General features: G+C 74.0%; 15 protein-coding genes, 2 tRNA genes and 1 other RNA gene. 8 read left to right on the forward strand and 10 right to left on the reverse strand.

Features of this window, described 5'->3' with window-relative positions:
* Positions 1 to 126: 126 nt before the first annotated feature.
* From recR to ffs, 4 genes are all read right to left on the reverse strand, one after another.
* Positions 127 to 720, reverse strand: a complete 594-nt coding sequence (gene recR, locus EV376_RS04145; RefSeq protein ID WP_130320830.1) for a recombination mediator RecR — start codon at positions 718 to 720, stop codon at positions 127 to 129.
* A gap of 7 nt (positions 721 to 727) precedes the next feature.
* A complete protein-coding gene (locus EV376_RS04150; RefSeq protein WP_486482859.1) occupies positions 728 to 1036 on the reverse strand; it encodes a YbaB/EbfC family nucleoid-associated protein in 309 nt (102 codons plus the stop codon).
* A gap of 176 nt (positions 1037 to 1212) precedes the next feature.
* On the reverse strand, positions 1213 to 4083 hold the full coding sequence (locus EV376_RS04155) for a DNA polymerase III subunit gamma and tau (protein ID WP_130320832.1): 2871 nt from the start codon (positions 4081 to 4083) through the stop codon (positions 1213 to 1215).
* Positions 4084 to 4271: 188 nt separating this feature from the next.
* Positions 4272 to 4362, reverse strand: an RNA gene (gene ffs / locus EV376_RS04160) — signal recognition particle sRNA small type.
* 82 nt (positions 4363 to 4444) lie between these two features.
* On the opposite strand from ffs, the gene EV376_RS04165 reads away from it, so the two are divergent.
* The 3 genes from EV376_RS04165 to EV376_RS04175 all read left to right on the forward strand — a co-directional run bounded on the left by EV376_RS04165 (position 4445) and on the right by EV376_RS04175 (position 6205).
* Positions 4445 to 4529: transfer RNA gene (locus tag EV376_RS04165), tRNA-Ser, on the forward strand.
* 540 nt (positions 4530 to 5069) lie between these two features.
* A complete protein-coding gene (locus EV376_RS04170) occupies positions 5070 to 5684 on the forward strand; it encodes a hypothetical protein (RefSeq protein WP_130320833.1) in 615 nt (204 codons plus the stop codon).
* Positions 5685 to 5716: 32 nt separating this feature from the next.
* Positions 5717 to 6205, forward strand: coding sequence for a hypothetical protein (locus EV376_RS04175; protein WP_130320834.1), 489 nt, complete (start codon positions 5717 to 5719; stop codon positions 6203 to 6205).
* A gap of 99 nt (positions 6206 to 6304) precedes the next feature.
* On the opposite strand, the gene EV376_RS04180 is transcribed toward EV376_RS04175, so the two are convergent.
* Positions 6305 to 6394 (reverse strand) — tRNA-Ser (locus tag EV376_RS04180).
* A gap of 75 nt (positions 6395 to 6469) precedes the next feature.
* On the opposite strand from EV376_RS04180, the gene deoD reads away from it, so the two are divergent.
* The 3 genes from deoD to EV376_RS04195 all read left to right on the forward strand — a co-directional run bounded on the left by deoD (position 6470) and on the right by EV376_RS04195 (position 8429).
* Positions 6470 to 7177, forward strand: a complete 708-nt coding sequence (gene deoD, locus EV376_RS04185) for a purine-nucleoside phosphorylase (RefSeq protein WP_130320835.1) — start codon at positions 6470 to 6472, stop codon at positions 7175 to 7177.
* A 161-nt stretch (positions 7178 to 7338) separates the two neighbouring features.
* Positions 7339 to 7977, forward strand: coding sequence for a TetR/AcrR family transcriptional regulator (locus EV376_RS04190; RefSeq protein WP_130320836.1), 639 nt, complete (start codon positions 7339 to 7341; stop codon positions 7975 to 7977).
* Complete coding sequence (locus EV376_RS04195; protein ID WP_130320837.1) at positions 7974 to 8429, forward strand: acyl-CoA thioesterase; 456 nt, start codon at positions 7974 to 7976, stop codon at positions 8427 to 8429. Before EV376_RS04190 ends, EV376_RS04195 begins: the two co-directional genes overlap by 4 nt.
* A 47-nt stretch (positions 8430 to 8476) precedes the next feature.
* On the opposite strand, the gene EV376_RS04200 is transcribed toward EV376_RS04195, so the two are convergent.
* The 4 genes from EV376_RS04200 to EV376_RS04210 all read right to left on the reverse strand — a co-directional run bounded on the left by EV376_RS04200 (position 8477) and on the right by EV376_RS04210 (position 10398).
* Positions 8477 to 8914: a nucleoside deaminase gene (locus EV376_RS04200; RefSeq protein WP_207228504.1), complete on the reverse strand. Its 438-nt coding sequence runs from the start codon at positions 8912 to 8914 to the stop codon at positions 8477 to 8479.
* 214 nt (positions 8915 to 9128) lie between these two features.
* Entirely contained in the window at positions 9129 to 9653 is a 525-nt protein-coding gene (locus EV376_RS04205; RefSeq protein ID WP_130320838.1) for a tRNA adenosine deaminase-associated protein, read from the reverse strand.
* 119 nt (positions 9654 to 9772) lie between these two features.
* Positions 9773 to 9940 carry a hypothetical protein gene (locus tag EV376_RS30060; protein WP_165437948.1) on the reverse strand — a complete coding sequence of 56 codons (168 nt, stop codon included), beginning with the start codon at positions 9938 to 9940 and terminating at the stop codon, positions 9773 to 9775.
* Positions 9941 to 10035: 95 nt separating this feature from the next.
* Entirely contained in the window at positions 10036 to 10398 is a 363-nt protein-coding gene (locus EV376_RS04210) for a hypothetical protein (protein ID WP_130320839.1), read from the reverse strand.
* Positions 10399 to 10460: 62 nt separating this feature from the next.
* Here EV376_RS04210 and EV376_RS04215 point away from each other — a divergent pair, with 62 nt between their 5' ends.
* Positions 10461 to 11183, forward strand: coding sequence for a M23 family metallopeptidase (locus tag EV376_RS04215; protein ID WP_130320840.1), 723 nt, complete (start codon positions 10461 to 10463; stop codon positions 11181 to 11183).
* A 73-nt stretch (positions 11184 to 11256) separates the two neighbouring features.
* Positions 11257 to 12330, forward strand: coding sequence for a PHP domain-containing protein (locus EV376_RS04220; protein WP_130320841.1), 1074 nt, complete (start codon positions 11257 to 11259; stop codon positions 12328 to 12330).
* A 94-nt stretch (positions 12331 to 12424) separates the two neighbouring features.
* On the opposite strand, the gene EV376_RS04225 is transcribed toward EV376_RS04220, so the two are convergent.
* Positions 12425 to 13414 carry a DMT family transporter gene (locus tag EV376_RS04225; protein ID WP_130320842.1) on the reverse strand — a complete coding sequence of 330 codons (990 nt, stop codon included), beginning with the start codon at positions 13412 to 13414 and terminating at the stop codon, positions 12425 to 12427.
* Positions 13415 to 13530 lie beyond the last annotated feature (116 nt).

Here is a 13530-nt window from a genome sequence, read left to right on the forward strand (position 1 = left end):
AAGGTGAACAGCGGGCAGCGCCGAATGATCGGCATACGCGATGCCAAACTGTTACGTCGAACCGACGCCTCCGGCCGCCAGGTGTCATGACCATCGTGCGAGGTCAGCGACGTACGTGGAACCGCGTCAGACCGCCCGACGTCCCTCGAAGGCACGGCCGAGCGTGATCTCGTCCGCGTACTCCAGGTCGCCACCCACCGGCAGGCCACTGGCCAGGCGGGTCACCGCGATGCCCATCGGCTTGACCATCAGCGCGAGGTACGTCGCGGTCGCCTCGCCCTCCGTGTTTGGGTCGGTGGCCAGGATCAGCTCGCGCACCGCGCCCCCGCCCAGCCGGGTCATCAACTCCCGGATGCGCAGGTTGTCGGGCCCGATGCCCTCCAGCGGATTGATCGCGCCGCCGAGCACGTGGTAACGGCCACGGAACTCGCCGGTGCGCTCGATGGCCACGACGTCCTTCGGCTCCTCGACCACGCAGAGCACCTCGTCGGTGCGGCGGGGATCGCGGCAGATCCGGCACTGCTCGGCCTCGGCCACGTTGTAGCAACTGGTGCAGAAGCGCACCAGTTCCTTGACCTTGCGCAGCGCGCCGGCCAGCCGGTTGACGTCGGCCGGGTCCGCGGACAGGACGTGGAAGGCGATCCGCTGGGCGCTCTTCGGGCCGACACCCGGCAGCCGGCCCAGCTCGTCGATCAGGTCCTGGATGGCGCCCTCGTACATGGACGGCTCAGAAACCGGGCAGGCCCAGGCCGCCCATGCCGCCCGCGACCGGGCCCATCTTCTGCTCGGTCAGCTCGCGGGCCGCCTCCGCCGCGTTGTGCACCGCCGCGACGACCAGATCCTCCAGGGTCTCGACGTCGTCCGGGTCGACCGCCTTCGGGTCGATCTTGATCGACTTGAGCTCACCCGTGCCGGCGACGGTCGCGGTGACCAGGCCGCCGCCCGCGGTGCCGGTCAGCTCGGCCTCGGCCAGCTCGGCCTGCGCCTTGGCGATCTGCTGCTGCATCTTCTGCGCCTGCTTCAGCATCTGCTGCATGTTCGGCTGTCCACCTGGGCGCACGGATGGCTCCTTCTCGCACTCGTCTGCTCGACCGCCGCCCAGCCTAGCCCTTGGGACCGACCCCGCCCCGCCCGGCGCTTCGCGTGCGCCACCCGGCTTCAGCGCCGGGCAACCGCCGCTACCCGAACCCGTGAAGTCGGAACCACCACCGGCTAACGGGCGTCGACCTCGTCGATCTTCTCGGCGCCGAGCGCCTCCCGGAGCAGCCGCATCGCCTGCTCCTCACCGGACTGACGGGCCGTCTGCTCGTCGATCACCTCGTCCAGCGGCTCGTCGCCAGGATCGAACCCCTCGTAGACGGGCGTCGGAGCACCGCCCCGCACCGGACCGTCGTAGTCCGGGTCGTACGGCGGCTCGCCGGCCCAGTCCGCGTCGGCGGTCCTCCGGGCGGGCGCGGCGGAGCGCTGACCCTTGCCGGCGCCGGCGGCGGCCGCGCGGGCGGCGGCGATCGCGCTGCTCACCGGCGGACCGCCGGCCGCGGCCGGCGGTCCGCCGGGCGCGGCCGGTCCGGCCGGTTTCGGTACGGCGGTCGGCGCGGCTCCGGACGCCGCCGGGGCCGGGCGGACGGCCGCCACGGACGCGGCGCCGGCACCCGCCGCTCGGCCCGCCGGAGCGGGCCCGGCACCAGCGGCTGCTCCGCCCGTCGAAGCGGGCCCCACACCAGCCGTCCCGGTCGAGGCAGGTCCGGCACCGGCCGCCGCGCCGATCGAGGCGGGCGCGGCACCGACAGCACCGGCCGCGGCGCTCGTCGGGGCAGCGCCGGAGCCGCCGTCGACTGTCTGGACCCGGCCGGTCGCTGACTCCCCACCGGGGCGCGCGGGCTCCGGCCAGTCTTCGTCGCCACCCGGGCGGGCCGGCTCGGGCCAGTCCTCGTCGTCGCCGCCGTCCGACCCGGAGACCGCCCGCTCGCCGGTGGGGAGGCCACCCCGGTCAGCCCGACCGCCGGCCGAGCGGTCGCCGGCCCGGGTCGGCGAGCCGTCGGACCCGCCCGCCCGGCCGCCCTGCGCACCCGCAGGGGCCGGTGTCGGCGGGACCGGTCGGGACTGGCCGCCGAGCGGGGTCCCGCCCCGCTCGCCGGCCACCTCGCACCGGATCTGCCAGCGCCCGCCGAGTTCCTCGTAGAGCGCGTCGGTGAGCACGGCGGCGTGGTCGGACATCATCCGGGCCAGCACGGACGACTTGACCGTCAGCACGAGGGTGTCGCCGTCCAGGTCCCGGACGACCGCGTCGCGCATCAGCGCCGCGATCCGCTTGTTGGTGCGGTTGACCATGCCGACGATCTCCGGCCAGACCCGGCGTACCGCGACCGCGTCCAGGGCGCCCGGTGCCGCCGCGCCGGGGCGGGGCGGGGCCGGTGTCGCCGGATCGGGCATCACCGCCGGCGGCGGGACCGGGCGGCGGGCCGGAGCGGCGGCCGCCGGGCCGGCACCCGAGAAGGGTACGCCGGCGGTCCGCTGACCACCGCCCGGACCATCCGCGCCGGGCACATCGTCACCCGCACCGGTGGCGCCACCCGGGCCGGGCACGTCGCCACCCGCACCGGGCACGTCGGGCGAGCCGGGGCGGGGAGCCGTGCCCGCACCGGTGGGCGCGGCGGAGGTGGGTGGGTCGTCGGCACCGGCGCCGGACGAGTGCGCCGGGGCGTCCTTCGCGCGGGAACCCGCGGTGCGGGCACCGGCGGTCGCGGCGACGGCGCGGGCGGCGGCCACCCCGGACGGGGCGCCGGCAGCCGCCGGCGTGCCGGCGGAGTCAGTCGGGATCGCGGCGGCAGCCGCGGGCGCGGCGGGAGGCGCCGGGCGTACCGCCGAGGGGTCGGCGACCGGCGCGGAGCCGGCGGCGGCCGGCGGCGCGTCGGTGCCGGCGAGGGTGAGCCGGCGCTCCATGCGTTCGAGGCGCTGGAGGAGGCCGCCGGTCGAGTCGTCGACCCCGGGCAGCAGCATGCGGGCGCAGATCAGCTCCAGCAGCAGGCGGGGGGCCGTGGTGCCGCGCATCTCGACGAGGCCGTCGTGCACGATGTCGGCGCACCGGGACAGCGTGCCCGGCCCGAGCCGCTGGGCCTGGGCGGTCATCCGCTCGATCTGGTCGTCCGGGCCGTCGATCAGGCCCTTCGCCACGGCGTCCGGCACCTGCTGCAGGACGATCAGGTCGCGCAGGCGCTCCAGCAGGTCGGCGGCGAAGCGGCGCGGATCGTGGCCGGCCTCGGCGACCCGGTCGACGGTGGCGTACGCGGCAGCACCGTCACCGGCGGCGAGCGCGTCGCACATCTCGTCGATCAGCGCCGAGTCGGTGACGCCGAGCAGCGCGGCGGCCCGGGCGTAGGTCACGCCCTCCGGGCCGGCGCCGGCGATGAGCTGGTCGAGTACGGAGAGGCTGTCCCGGGCGCTGCCGCCGCCGGCCCGCACCACCAGCGGGAAGACCGCCGGCTCCACCTGGACGCCCTCGGCCTGGCAGAGCTGCTCCAGGTAGGGCCGGAGCACCTTCGGCGGGATCAGCCGGAACGGGTAGTGGTGGGTCCGCGACTTGATCGTGCCGAGGACCTTCTCCGGCTCGGTGGTGGCGAAGATGAACTTGACGTACTCCGGGGGCTCCTCGACCAGCTTGAGCAGGGCGTTGAAGCCGGCCGACGAGACCATGTGCGCCTCGTCGATGACGTAGATCTTGAAGCGGCTCTGTGCCGGCGCGAAGAACGCCTTCTCGCGCAGTTCGCGAGCGTCGTCGACGCCGCCGTGACTGGCCGCGTCGATCTCGATGACGTCGATCGAGCCGGCGCCGTCGGTGGCGAGCGCCCGGCAGGAGTCGCACGTGCCGCAGGGCTCGGGCGTCGGGCCGTGCTCGCAGTTGAGCGAGCGGGCCAGGATGCGGGCGCTGGAGGTCTTGCCGCAGCCGCGCGGGCCGGAGAAGAGGTACGCGTGGTTGAGCCGCCCGCTGCGCAGCGCCTGCGACAGCGGCTCGGTGACGTGCTCCTGCCCGATGACCTCGGCGAAGGTGCGCGGCCGGTACTTGCGGTAGAGCGCCAGTGCCACGGCGTCCCGCCTCCTCTCGACCGAGCCATTCTGCGCCGGTCGGGCGTGGGTGACCACCCACCACCCCGTACCTACGCGCCGGACCTACTCGCCGCCGTCCCGTGATCGAGGTTGCGGCATCCGGCGGCATCCGCGGGCCGGGACACCCCGACGTCCCGCATCCCGAGTGGATCACGGCCGACCGACAGAAAGGCCCCCCGTGCACCCGTCAGAGCCCGCTTATCCTTGCTGCCTTCCGGCCCTGGGGAGGTTCACGAGATGCACGCCGCACGGGGGGTACGCCAAGCCTACCCGACCGGGCGGTGGATCATCAGGGGGTGGTGGGGTGGGCGATTCCTGCCGGGCCTGTATCCTGTTCGGCGGAGGATTCGCCTAGAGGCCTAGGGCGCACGCTTGGAAAGCGTGTTGGGTTAACACCCTCACGAGTTCGAATCTCGTATCCTCCGCTCTCTTGTGCAGCGCAAACGGAAGGGCCGGCCCGGTCAGGGACCGGCCCTTCCGCCGTCTCTACGGTCGCTCTCGTCCCAGCTGTCGCCCTATTTGCCCCGTTCCGGCTGCTCTGGCGGTGGGCCGCCGCCTGTTCCCCGGGTCAGCGTCATTGCCGGGGCGGGCGATGATGGGTGCCGTGAGTCCTGGTGCCCGTCGTGTGGTCTCCCACTGGCGTAGCAGGGGCCCGACCACGTCCGCGCGCGTGTGCTGGTCCGTGATCTTCTGCACCGGCTACGCCGCCTGGACGTGGATGGTCTACGACTGGGCCGCGGAGCGCGGCCACCGACTCCTGCTTGACGGTTACCGTCCGTGGTATGCCGCCGTGGCGGCGGTGACGTACTGGCCGGCGGCCTGCTTGCTCTGGTGGTCCGTGTACTCCAAAGCCGGCGGTCTCGTGCCGTGGAGGCGTGGTTGATCGGGACCCGGCACCGCCCACCCGGGCGGGCGACCACCATCCCGTCGTACACATGTTCCATCCACAGCCTGTGGAGGGCACGGTGAGTTACCAGCTCAGCGCGGTCGTCGCGGACGCGGAGCTGCTCCGCGAGGAGACCCGCGACCTGGACCACGCCGTCCTCGCCGCCCTGCGGCAGGACTTCGCGCTGCTGCCGGTGACCCCGCAGATCGTCGAGGAGTTGACCGGGGCACCGCCGGACTACGCCGGCGCGGATCCCGACCCCGAGCACCCGTTCGCGCTGGTGCTCTCCCCGGCGCTGACCGAGGTGCTGGCCCGCTGGTCGCGACGGGGGCCGGTGGCGTACCTGGAGGCGGAGTTCGCCGGTGGCCTCGGCCACCAGGCGGCGGCCGTGTGGCTCGCCGGCGAGCGCTCCTGGGGACCGCGGTTCGACTCGGCGCTCGACCGGCCACGCGGGCAGTGGCCGATCAACGCCGCCCTCGTCGAGCTGGGCGTCGAGCCCGGTGGGTGGATCGACCCGTTCGCCGAGCTGGGTCTGCACGTCGAGCGGGAGACCGCCGGCTGGCTGGCGCACGGGCGGCGCGGGCTGAGCGTCGACTACTGGGACGAGCTCGCCGAGGAGTGGGAGCAGCAACAATCCGGCGACGGCCAGCAACCAGACGCCCCCGGTTCCGTTGTGGACTGGGGGATTCGATGAAATTGCGACAATTCGGCTTCATTGCCGCACTGATGACCGCTGCCTGGATCTCGGGCAGCGGTGCTGTTCCACCGGACCGGACGGCCGTCCGCGAACCGGCCGCTGCCGTGGTCGACCTCGACGGGCTGGCCGACGTCGACTTCGGTGACACCGAGGACGAACTCACCCGGCGCGGCATCCTCCGCACGGACGTCGACGCCTGCGGCCCGACCCTGGCCGGGCACGGAACGGTCAGCCCGATCTTCGTCGACGACCGGCTGGTGCTGCTCTGGGTCGGCGACGCCATCCGCACCCCCGAGGGCGTGACGGCGGGCACCCCGGTCGCCGAGGTCTGGTCCCGCTACCCGTCGGTCCGCGAACTCGACGCTCCAGAAGGGACGTACCGGTTCGACGGGCTGCTCGCCCGCGACGGCGACCGGGCGTACCTCTTCCTGCACGACGGGCGGACGGTCCGCAAAATCATCGCCGGCTACGCCGACTGGGCGCAGCGGGCCTTCGACGAGGGCCACGCCCCCTGCTGAGGCCCGCCGGCTCGCCACCCGGGCCCGGACAGCGTCGCCCGGAGAACCGGAGTACAGGATGACGAAGCGCCCGGGGACATCCCCGGGCGCTTCGTCGATTGGCGGTGGCGGAGGGATTTGAACCCTCGGAGGGCGTGAACCCTCACACGCTTTCGAGGCGTGCTCCTTAGGCCGCTCGGACACGCCACCGCCGAGTAGGGTACAGGACCGCGGGATCGGACGCCGAACCGGTATGCCGCCGGACGGCCTGGCAGGATCCTTGCCATGAGTACGCACATCGGCGCGAAGCCGGGAGAGATCGCCGAGCGGGTCCTGATGCCGGGTGACCCGCTGCGGGCCAAGTGGATCGCGGAGACGTACCTCGAGGGCGCGCAGTGCTACTCGACGGTTCGCGGGATGCTCGGCTTCACCGGCCGCTGGAACGGCGTGGACGTGTCCGTCCAGGGCTCCGGCATGGGCATGCCGTCCGCCTCGATCTACGCGCACGAGCTGGTCAACGAGTACGGCGTGAAGTCGCTGATCCGGGTCGGCTCCTGCGGCGCGCTCACCGAGGACCTCCGGCTGCGTGACGTGGTGGCGGCCATCGGCTCCTCGACCGACTCGAACATGAACCGGATGCGGTTCGACGGCCTGATCGACTACGCCCCGGTCGCCGACTTCGGGCTGCTGCGTACCTCGGTGGAGGTGGCCGAGCGGCGCGGCATCACCATGCGGGTCGGACCGATCCTGGCCGCGGACGCCTTCTACACCGACCGGCCGGACCTCTACGACACGCTCGCCGACTACGGCGTCCTCGCGGTCGAGATGGAGTCGGCCGCGCTCTACACGATCGCCGCCCGGTTCAAGGCGCGCGCGCTGACCATCCTGACCGTCAGCGACCACATCCGCACCGGCGAGAAGACCACGTCGCAGGAGCGGGAGCAGACGTTCAGCCAGATGGTGGAGATCGCCCTCGACACGATCACCGCCTGACCCCGTCGCCCCGGGCGAACCCTCGAACGCGGAAAGAGTGGCTGTTCGGCGCCGAACAGCCACTCTTTCCGTGCCGGTGGGATGCGGAAGCCGAGACAGCACCGGGGTGACGTCGGGCACAAAGAATACGACCGGTCGTTCTTATTCAGTACGCTGCCCGCATGACCGTCGACGGCCGCCTCGCCCGGGGCGAGCGCACCCGCACCGCCGTGCTGGACACCGCGGTGGTGCTCGCCACCGAGGCCGGTCTGCACGGCCTCTCCCTCGGGCAGCTCGCCGACGCGCTGGGGGTCAGCAAGTCCGGCCTCTTCGCGCACTGGCGGTCGAAGGAGGCCCTTCAACTCGCGACCGTCGACCGGGCCGCCGAGCAGTGGCAGGAGCTGATCGTCGCACCGGCCCTGGCGGCGCCCCCCGGCGTACGCCGGCTGTGGGCCCTGCACGACGCCCGGATCGCCTTCTACGCGGCCGGCACGCTCCCCGGCGGCTGCTTCTTCGCCAGCACCGAGTTCGAGTACAACGCCCGCCCGGGCCCGGTCCGCGACCGGCTCGCCGAAGTCTTCGCCCGCTGGACCGCCTTCCTGGAACGGCTGGTCGGCGAGGCGGTCGACGCCGGTGAGCTCCCCGCCGGCACCGACGTCGCCCGGCTGGCGTACGAGATCGACGCGCTGGGGATCGCCGCGGCCGTCCGCTCCCGGCTGCTCGACCCCGACACCACGTACGCGCACGCGCGGCACGCCGTGCTGACCCGGCTCCGGGCGCTCTGCCCGGACCCGACCCTGCTACCGGAAGGCCCGAAATGAGCCACGCCCTCGCCGACCCGCCCGCCGTCGACTTCGGCCACGTCGAGCACGTCACCGTGCACTTCGACGACCTCGACGCCCTCGGGATCCTGCACAACGCCCGGTACGCGGTGCTGCTGGAGCGCGCGCTCACCGCGTACTGGGCCGAGCGGGGGGTCGCCTTCCAGGCCGGGAACATCGCCCCGGACGTCTTCCACGCCGTCCGCGAGTTCAGCATCACCTACCGGGCGCCGGTCACCGGCACCGGCCCGGTCGCCGTCCACTTCTGGCTCGACCGGTTCGGCACCAGCAGCGGCGAGTACGCCTTCCAGTTCCGTTCGGTCGACGGCACGACGGTGTACGCCGAGGGCCGGCGGGCGATCGTGCGGCTCGACCCGGCCACCATGCGCCCGGCACCGTGGACGGACACGGCACGCGCGGTGGCGGCGGGTCTGCTGCGCCCCGCGGGCTGAGCGCACCCGCCAACGGGGACGCCGCTACCGGACGAAGGTGTGCCCGGCTACCGGAAGAAGGCGCGCAGGACCGCCCCGGTCTCGGCTTCGAGGACACCGCCGTACACCTCGGGTCGGTGGTTGAGGCGGCGGTCGCGCAGCACGTCCCAGAGCGAGCCGGCCGCGCCGGTCTTGGGTTCCCAGGCACCGAAGACGACGGTCGAGACGCGGGCCAGCACCAGCGCGCCGGCGCACATCGTGCAGGGTTCGAGCGTCACCACCAGGGTGCAGCCGTCGAGCCGCCAGCGGCCCAGCCGGTCGGCGGCCCGGCGCAACGCCAGCACCTCGGCGTGCGCGGTCGGGTCGCCGGTCAGCTCCCGCTCGTTGCGCCCGGTGGCCAGCTCGCTGCCGTCCGGGCCGTACAGCACCGCGCCGACCGGCACGTCGTCCGGGGCGGCGCCCGTACTGGCCGCTCCGGTCACCGCGATCTCCAGCGCCCGGCGCATCCACAGCTCGTGGCGCTGCCGGCGACCCGCGCCGTCCGGGTCGGCCAGCCCTTCGTCCGCGCCGGGCCCGACCCGGCCGGCCCGGCCGGGCGTCGGCTGTCCGGGCCGGACGGTCTCCAGCGCCGGGTCGGTCGCGTCGACCGGCTCACCGCCGTGCGGCAGGAGCGGCTCCCCGGCCGGGCCGTGCGGGCGCGCCGCGCCGGATCCGGACGGCTCAGACCTCACGCAGTTCCTCGACCTCGTCGGTGCAGCCCAGCACCGCGCACAGCTCCGCGGTGACGTCGGCCGGCAGCATTCCCTCATGGGTGCAGAGCGCGAGCAGCTTCGGCGCGGAAACGCCCAGGTCGGCGAGGAGGTCCGCGTCGCCCACCGGGTCCGCCTCGGGGTCGACGGCCGGCTGCTCGCCGTCCTCGTCGCCGCCGGCCGGGCGGGGCTCCTCGATCTCGTCCAGCCCGGTCACCGAGGTCTTGAGGTCACCCACCAGCAGCGCGCCCAGGCGGGACTCCTCCGCGTACGCCGAGTCGGAGCCGAACACCCGCAGGTCCGCACCCTCGTCGAGGCGCAGGATCACCAGGTACGCGTCCTCCGCCTCGACGAAGAGCAGCGACAGGTCGGCATCCGGGTCGACGTCACGCAACCGGTCGGCGACCTCGTCGACGTCGGTGGCCCCGCGCAGGTTCACCTCCGCGGCGCTCCACCCGCTCTCGTCGCGAACCACCGCCGCCGCGAAATACGACACGGTCCCCCCAAATCGCCTCGGTGCCGCAACCGACCCGTTACGCGTGCACGTTAGCCGGTCGGGTCGGCAGGCGACCGGTCAACGCCCCGAAGGGCCGGCCAATCCTGGGGAAGGTCGGGTCATCCGGCGACGCGTCGCCGGGTGGCGATGAGCTGCCGCAGCCGTTCGCTGCGGAGGCGCTGCGGCCGTTCCCGTTGGCGTACCGCCCGCGCGCCCGCCAACTCGGAGAGGAGTTGCAGGCGGCGACGGCTGCGCTCAGGGTCGAGCCGCGGAGTGGTCCAGGCCATAACGCCGAGGGTGCGCCAGCCCCGTCGGCAAGTCAAGACGGGCTTCGCTGCGCAGCCGACCGACGACCCAGCGCGACCCGCGCCGGCCGGAACCCTCACCAGAGCGGCCAGTCGCCCCCGGCGGCCCAGCGGGTCACGACGATCGCCGCGGCGATGCTCCACCCGCCGCCGGTGACGATGGCGATCCCGGTGCCGACGCCCCGGTCACCGTGCCGGACCAGCAGGAGAGCGACCAGCCACGCGAGGCCGCCGGCGAGGACCGTCCACCAGACATACGTCCGGACGCTCGTGCCGAGCAGCCCGAACAGCAGCAGCCAGGCGGCGGCGCCGGCACCCCCGATCGCGACCCCGGAACCGGAGACGGGATGCGGCTCACGGTAGGTGGGACGCGAGGGCGGACCGGACGGGAAGAGCCCCGACGGGCTGCGCGGGCGGAACCCGCCGTACGGGTCGGTCACGGTCGCCTCCCTCCAGCCACACGCCTCTCGTCCTCACGGTACTGGTCTGCCAGGATGGCCGGATGCCCCTGCCGCCGACCCGTCGCCGCTCCGCGTACCCGGTGCTGCTGCTGATCGTGTCGGTGCTGGCCGGCGGCTGCGCGACGACCCGGCCCGGGGCGGACGCCGGCACGCCGGCCGGCCCGGCCACCGCCGACCAGCCGGCCGCGTCGACCACCGGCCCGACCGCCGGCGGCCCGTCGGCCACGCCGACCCGCGGCGCGGGCCGGCACGTCTTTCCGGTACGCGCCCGCAAGGTCGGCTACCACCCGACCCACTCGGCCTACCCCGGCACGGACATCTTCGCCGACTGCGGTGAGCCGGTCGTGGCGGTCACCGACGGTACGGTCCTGGAGGTGAGCCGGGTGGACCGGTTCGACCGGCGTGGTCCACGCGGCCCCTACAACGGTGGGCTGTCGGTCTCGGTGCTGGGCGACGACGGCGTGCGGTACTACGGATCCCACCTCACGAAGGTGGCCGCCGGCATCGACCCGGGGGTGCGTGTGCGGGCCGGCCAGCAGCTCGGCACGGTCGGCCGCACCGGCAACGCGAACAACGTGTGCCACCTGCACTTCGGCATCTCTCCCCCGTGCCCCGGGCAGGACGGCTGGTGGATCCGGCGGGGCGTGGTCTGGCCGGCGCCGTACCTGGACGCGTGGCGACGGGGCGTGGACCGGTCGCCCGCGGCGGAGGTGGCCGCCTGGCACCGCCGGCACGGCTGCCCGAAGGCGCCGGCCACCCGCTAACCTTCGCGGCCGGCACCCGCCCGCCGGCTCGTCTCCGCGGCCGACGGTCCGGGCCGTCGCGTAGGTTGCAGGCATGACCGCCCGGGACCCGATCGCCGACCTGCGCCGGATCGCCTTCCTGCTGGAGCGGGCCAACGAGGCCACCTACCGGGTCCGGGCCTTCCGCTCGGCCGCGAACGCCCTGGCCGCACTGCCGTCGGCCGAGGTCGCCGAGCGGGCCCGGGCCGGCAAGCTGACCGAGCTGTCCGGGGTCGGCGACGTGACGGCCCGCTGCGTCGCCGAGTCGCTGGCCGGCGAGGAACCGGTCTACCTGCGCCGGCTGGTCGCGACCGAGGGGTCCGACCTGGACGCGGAGGCGACCGCCCTGCGTACGGCCCTGCGCGGCGACTGTCACACCCACTCCGACTGGTCCGACGGCGGTTCTCCGATCGAGGAGATGGCGCTCGCGGCGGTCGAGCTGGGCCACGAGTACCTGGTGCTGACCGATCACTCGCCGCGCCTGAAGGTGGCCCGCGGCCTCACCGCCGATCGGTTGCGCCGCCAACTGGACTACGTGGCGAAGCTGAACGAGGCGCTGCCGGAGGGCTTCCGGATCCTCACCGGCATCGAGGTCGACATCCTGGCCGACGGCTCGCTCGACCAGGACGAGGAACTGCTCGCCCGCCTCGACGTGGTGGTCGGCTCGGTGCACAGCGGCCTCAACGACGAGCGCGGGAAGATGACCCGCCGGATGCTCGCCGCGATCGCGAACCCGCACCTGGACGTCCTCGGCCACTGCACGGGGCGGATGGTGTCGTCCCGCCCGGTGGGGGTGACCGGGCCCGGCGACCGGGCGCACCGGCCGCGTACGCGGAAGGAGAGCGACTTCGACGCGGACGCCGTCTTCGCGGCCTGCGCGGAGCGGGGCGTAGCGGTCGAGATCAACTCGCGGCCGGAGCGGCAGGACCCGCCGAAGCGGCTGATCCGGCGGGCGCTGGAGGCCGGCTGCCGCTTCGCGATCAACACCGACGCGCACGCCCCCGGTCAGCTCGACTGGCAGCGTTTCGGCTGCGAACGCGCCGCGCGCTGCGGCGTCCCGGCGGACCGCGTGGTCAACACGTGGCCGGCGGAGCGACTGCTGGCGTGGGCGACCAGCCGCACCGGTTGAGCACGGCCCCTCCTCCGGGCGGCCGCGCCCCACCCGGCCCGGGCGCTGGCCCGGGCGCGGGCGCTGACAATGGGCCCTTCCTCGACCCGAGGCGTCAATGAGCCCGTGCTTGCACGACGGGCTCGGGGGTGGGGACGGCGGGCGTGGCGGCGGGGATCGGTGTGGCGCGGCGGCGGCCGAGCAGGCCCTGGGTGACCGCGACGCCGAGGAGCACCACCAGCGCGCCCACCGGCTGGTGCCAGGTCAGCCGCTCACCGAGCACGAGCGCGCCGATCGCGACCGCGAACACCGGGATCAGGTAGGTCACCGTGGAGGCCGTGCTCGCGCCGACCACCCGGATGTTGCGCATGTTGATCACGAAGGCCACCCCGGTGCCGAGTGCGCCGAGCGCGAGCACGCTGGCGAGAACCTCGCCGGAGAGGGCGGTGGGCAGCGGCGGCGGGCCGGCCACGAGCGGGGTGACGACCGCGAGCTGCGCCGTCGCCATCAACACCTGCGCGGCGGACAGCGACAACCCGGAGTACGAGCTGCCGGCCACGAACCTCTTCTGGTACGGGATGCCCACGCCGTAGCAGGCCGCCGCGCCGAAACACATCAGCTGGCCGGTGAAGTGGGCTCCGCCGACGCCCTTCCAGACCCCGAGCACGATCAGCACGCCGGCGAAGCCCAGACCGAGCCCGACGGCCCGGCGGACGGTCAGCCGCTCGGTGCGGAAGACCAGCACCGCCATCGGCAGCACGATCAGCGGTGTGGTGGCGTTCCAGATGCCCGCGAGCATCGACTCGACGCGCTGCTCGCCGTAGCCGAAGAGGGTGAACGGCAACGCCACGCCGAGCCCCCCGATCACGAACAGGTGGGCCCAGACCCGGGGCTCGCGGGGCAGCCGGTCGCGGAGCAGGGCGAGCACGATCAGCAGCGTCACCGCGCCGGCCGTGACCCGGTAGAGGGTGAGCTGCAGCGGGTGCAGCTCACGGATCCCGACCTTGATGAACAGGAAGCTGGAGCCCCAGATCGCGGCCAGCGCGACGAACCCGGGCAGCCAGCTGCGAAGAGCTGCCCGGTCAGGAGTGAAGTCGGCGTTCACTCGTGACACTCTGCCGCAGACGTACGACGGAAGTCCCGCGCTTTCCGGACGTCGTGTCGACCGTCACGGTGGCCCGGACGCGGTACCCGGCGAACCGCCCGAACCGCCGCGCCCGA

Source organism: Micromonospora sp. CNZ295, from assembly GCF_004217535.1.

Excerpts from the sequence above, each read along its gene's own strand:
- recR (WP_130320830.1), bottom strand. The coding sequence starts at position 720 with ATGTACGAGGGCGCCATCCAGGACCTGATCGACGAGCTGGGCCGGCTG.
- EV376_RS04150 (WP_486482859.1), bottom strand. The coding sequence starts at position 1,036 with ATGCAGCAGATGCTGAAGCAGGCGCAGAAGATGCAGCAGCAGATCGCC.
- EV376_RS04175 (WP_130320834.1), top strand. The coding sequence starts at position 5,717 with ATGACCGCTGCCTGGATCTCGGGCAGCGGTGCTGTTCCACCGGACCGG.
- deoD (WP_130320835.1), top strand. The coding sequence starts at position 6,470 with ATGAGTACGCACATCGGCGCGAAGCCGGGAGAGATCGCCGAGCGGGTC.
- EV376_RS04190 (WP_130320836.1), top strand. The coding sequence starts at position 7,339 with ATGACCGTCGACGGCCGCCTCGCCCGGGGCGAGCGCACCCGCACCGCC.
- EV376_RS04195 (WP_130320837.1), top strand. The coding sequence starts at position 7,974 with ATGAGCCACGCCCTCGCCGACCCGCCCGCCGTCGACTTCGGCCACGTC.
- EV376_RS04200 (WP_207228504.1), bottom strand. The coding sequence starts at position 8,914 with ATGCGCCGGGCGCTGGAGATCGCGGTGACCGGAGCGGCCAGTACGGGC.
- EV376_RS30060 (WP_165437948.1), bottom strand. The coding sequence starts at position 9,940 with ATGGCCTGGACCACTCCGCGGCTCGACCCTGAGCGCAGCCGTCGCCGC.
- EV376_RS04215 (WP_130320840.1), top strand. The coding sequence starts at position 10,461 with ATGCCCCTGCCGCCGACCCGTCGCCGCTCCGCGTACCCGGTGCTGCTG.
- EV376_RS04220 (WP_130320841.1), top strand. The coding sequence starts at position 11,257 with ATGACCGCCCGGGACCCGATCGCCGACCTGCGCCGGATCGCCTTCCTG.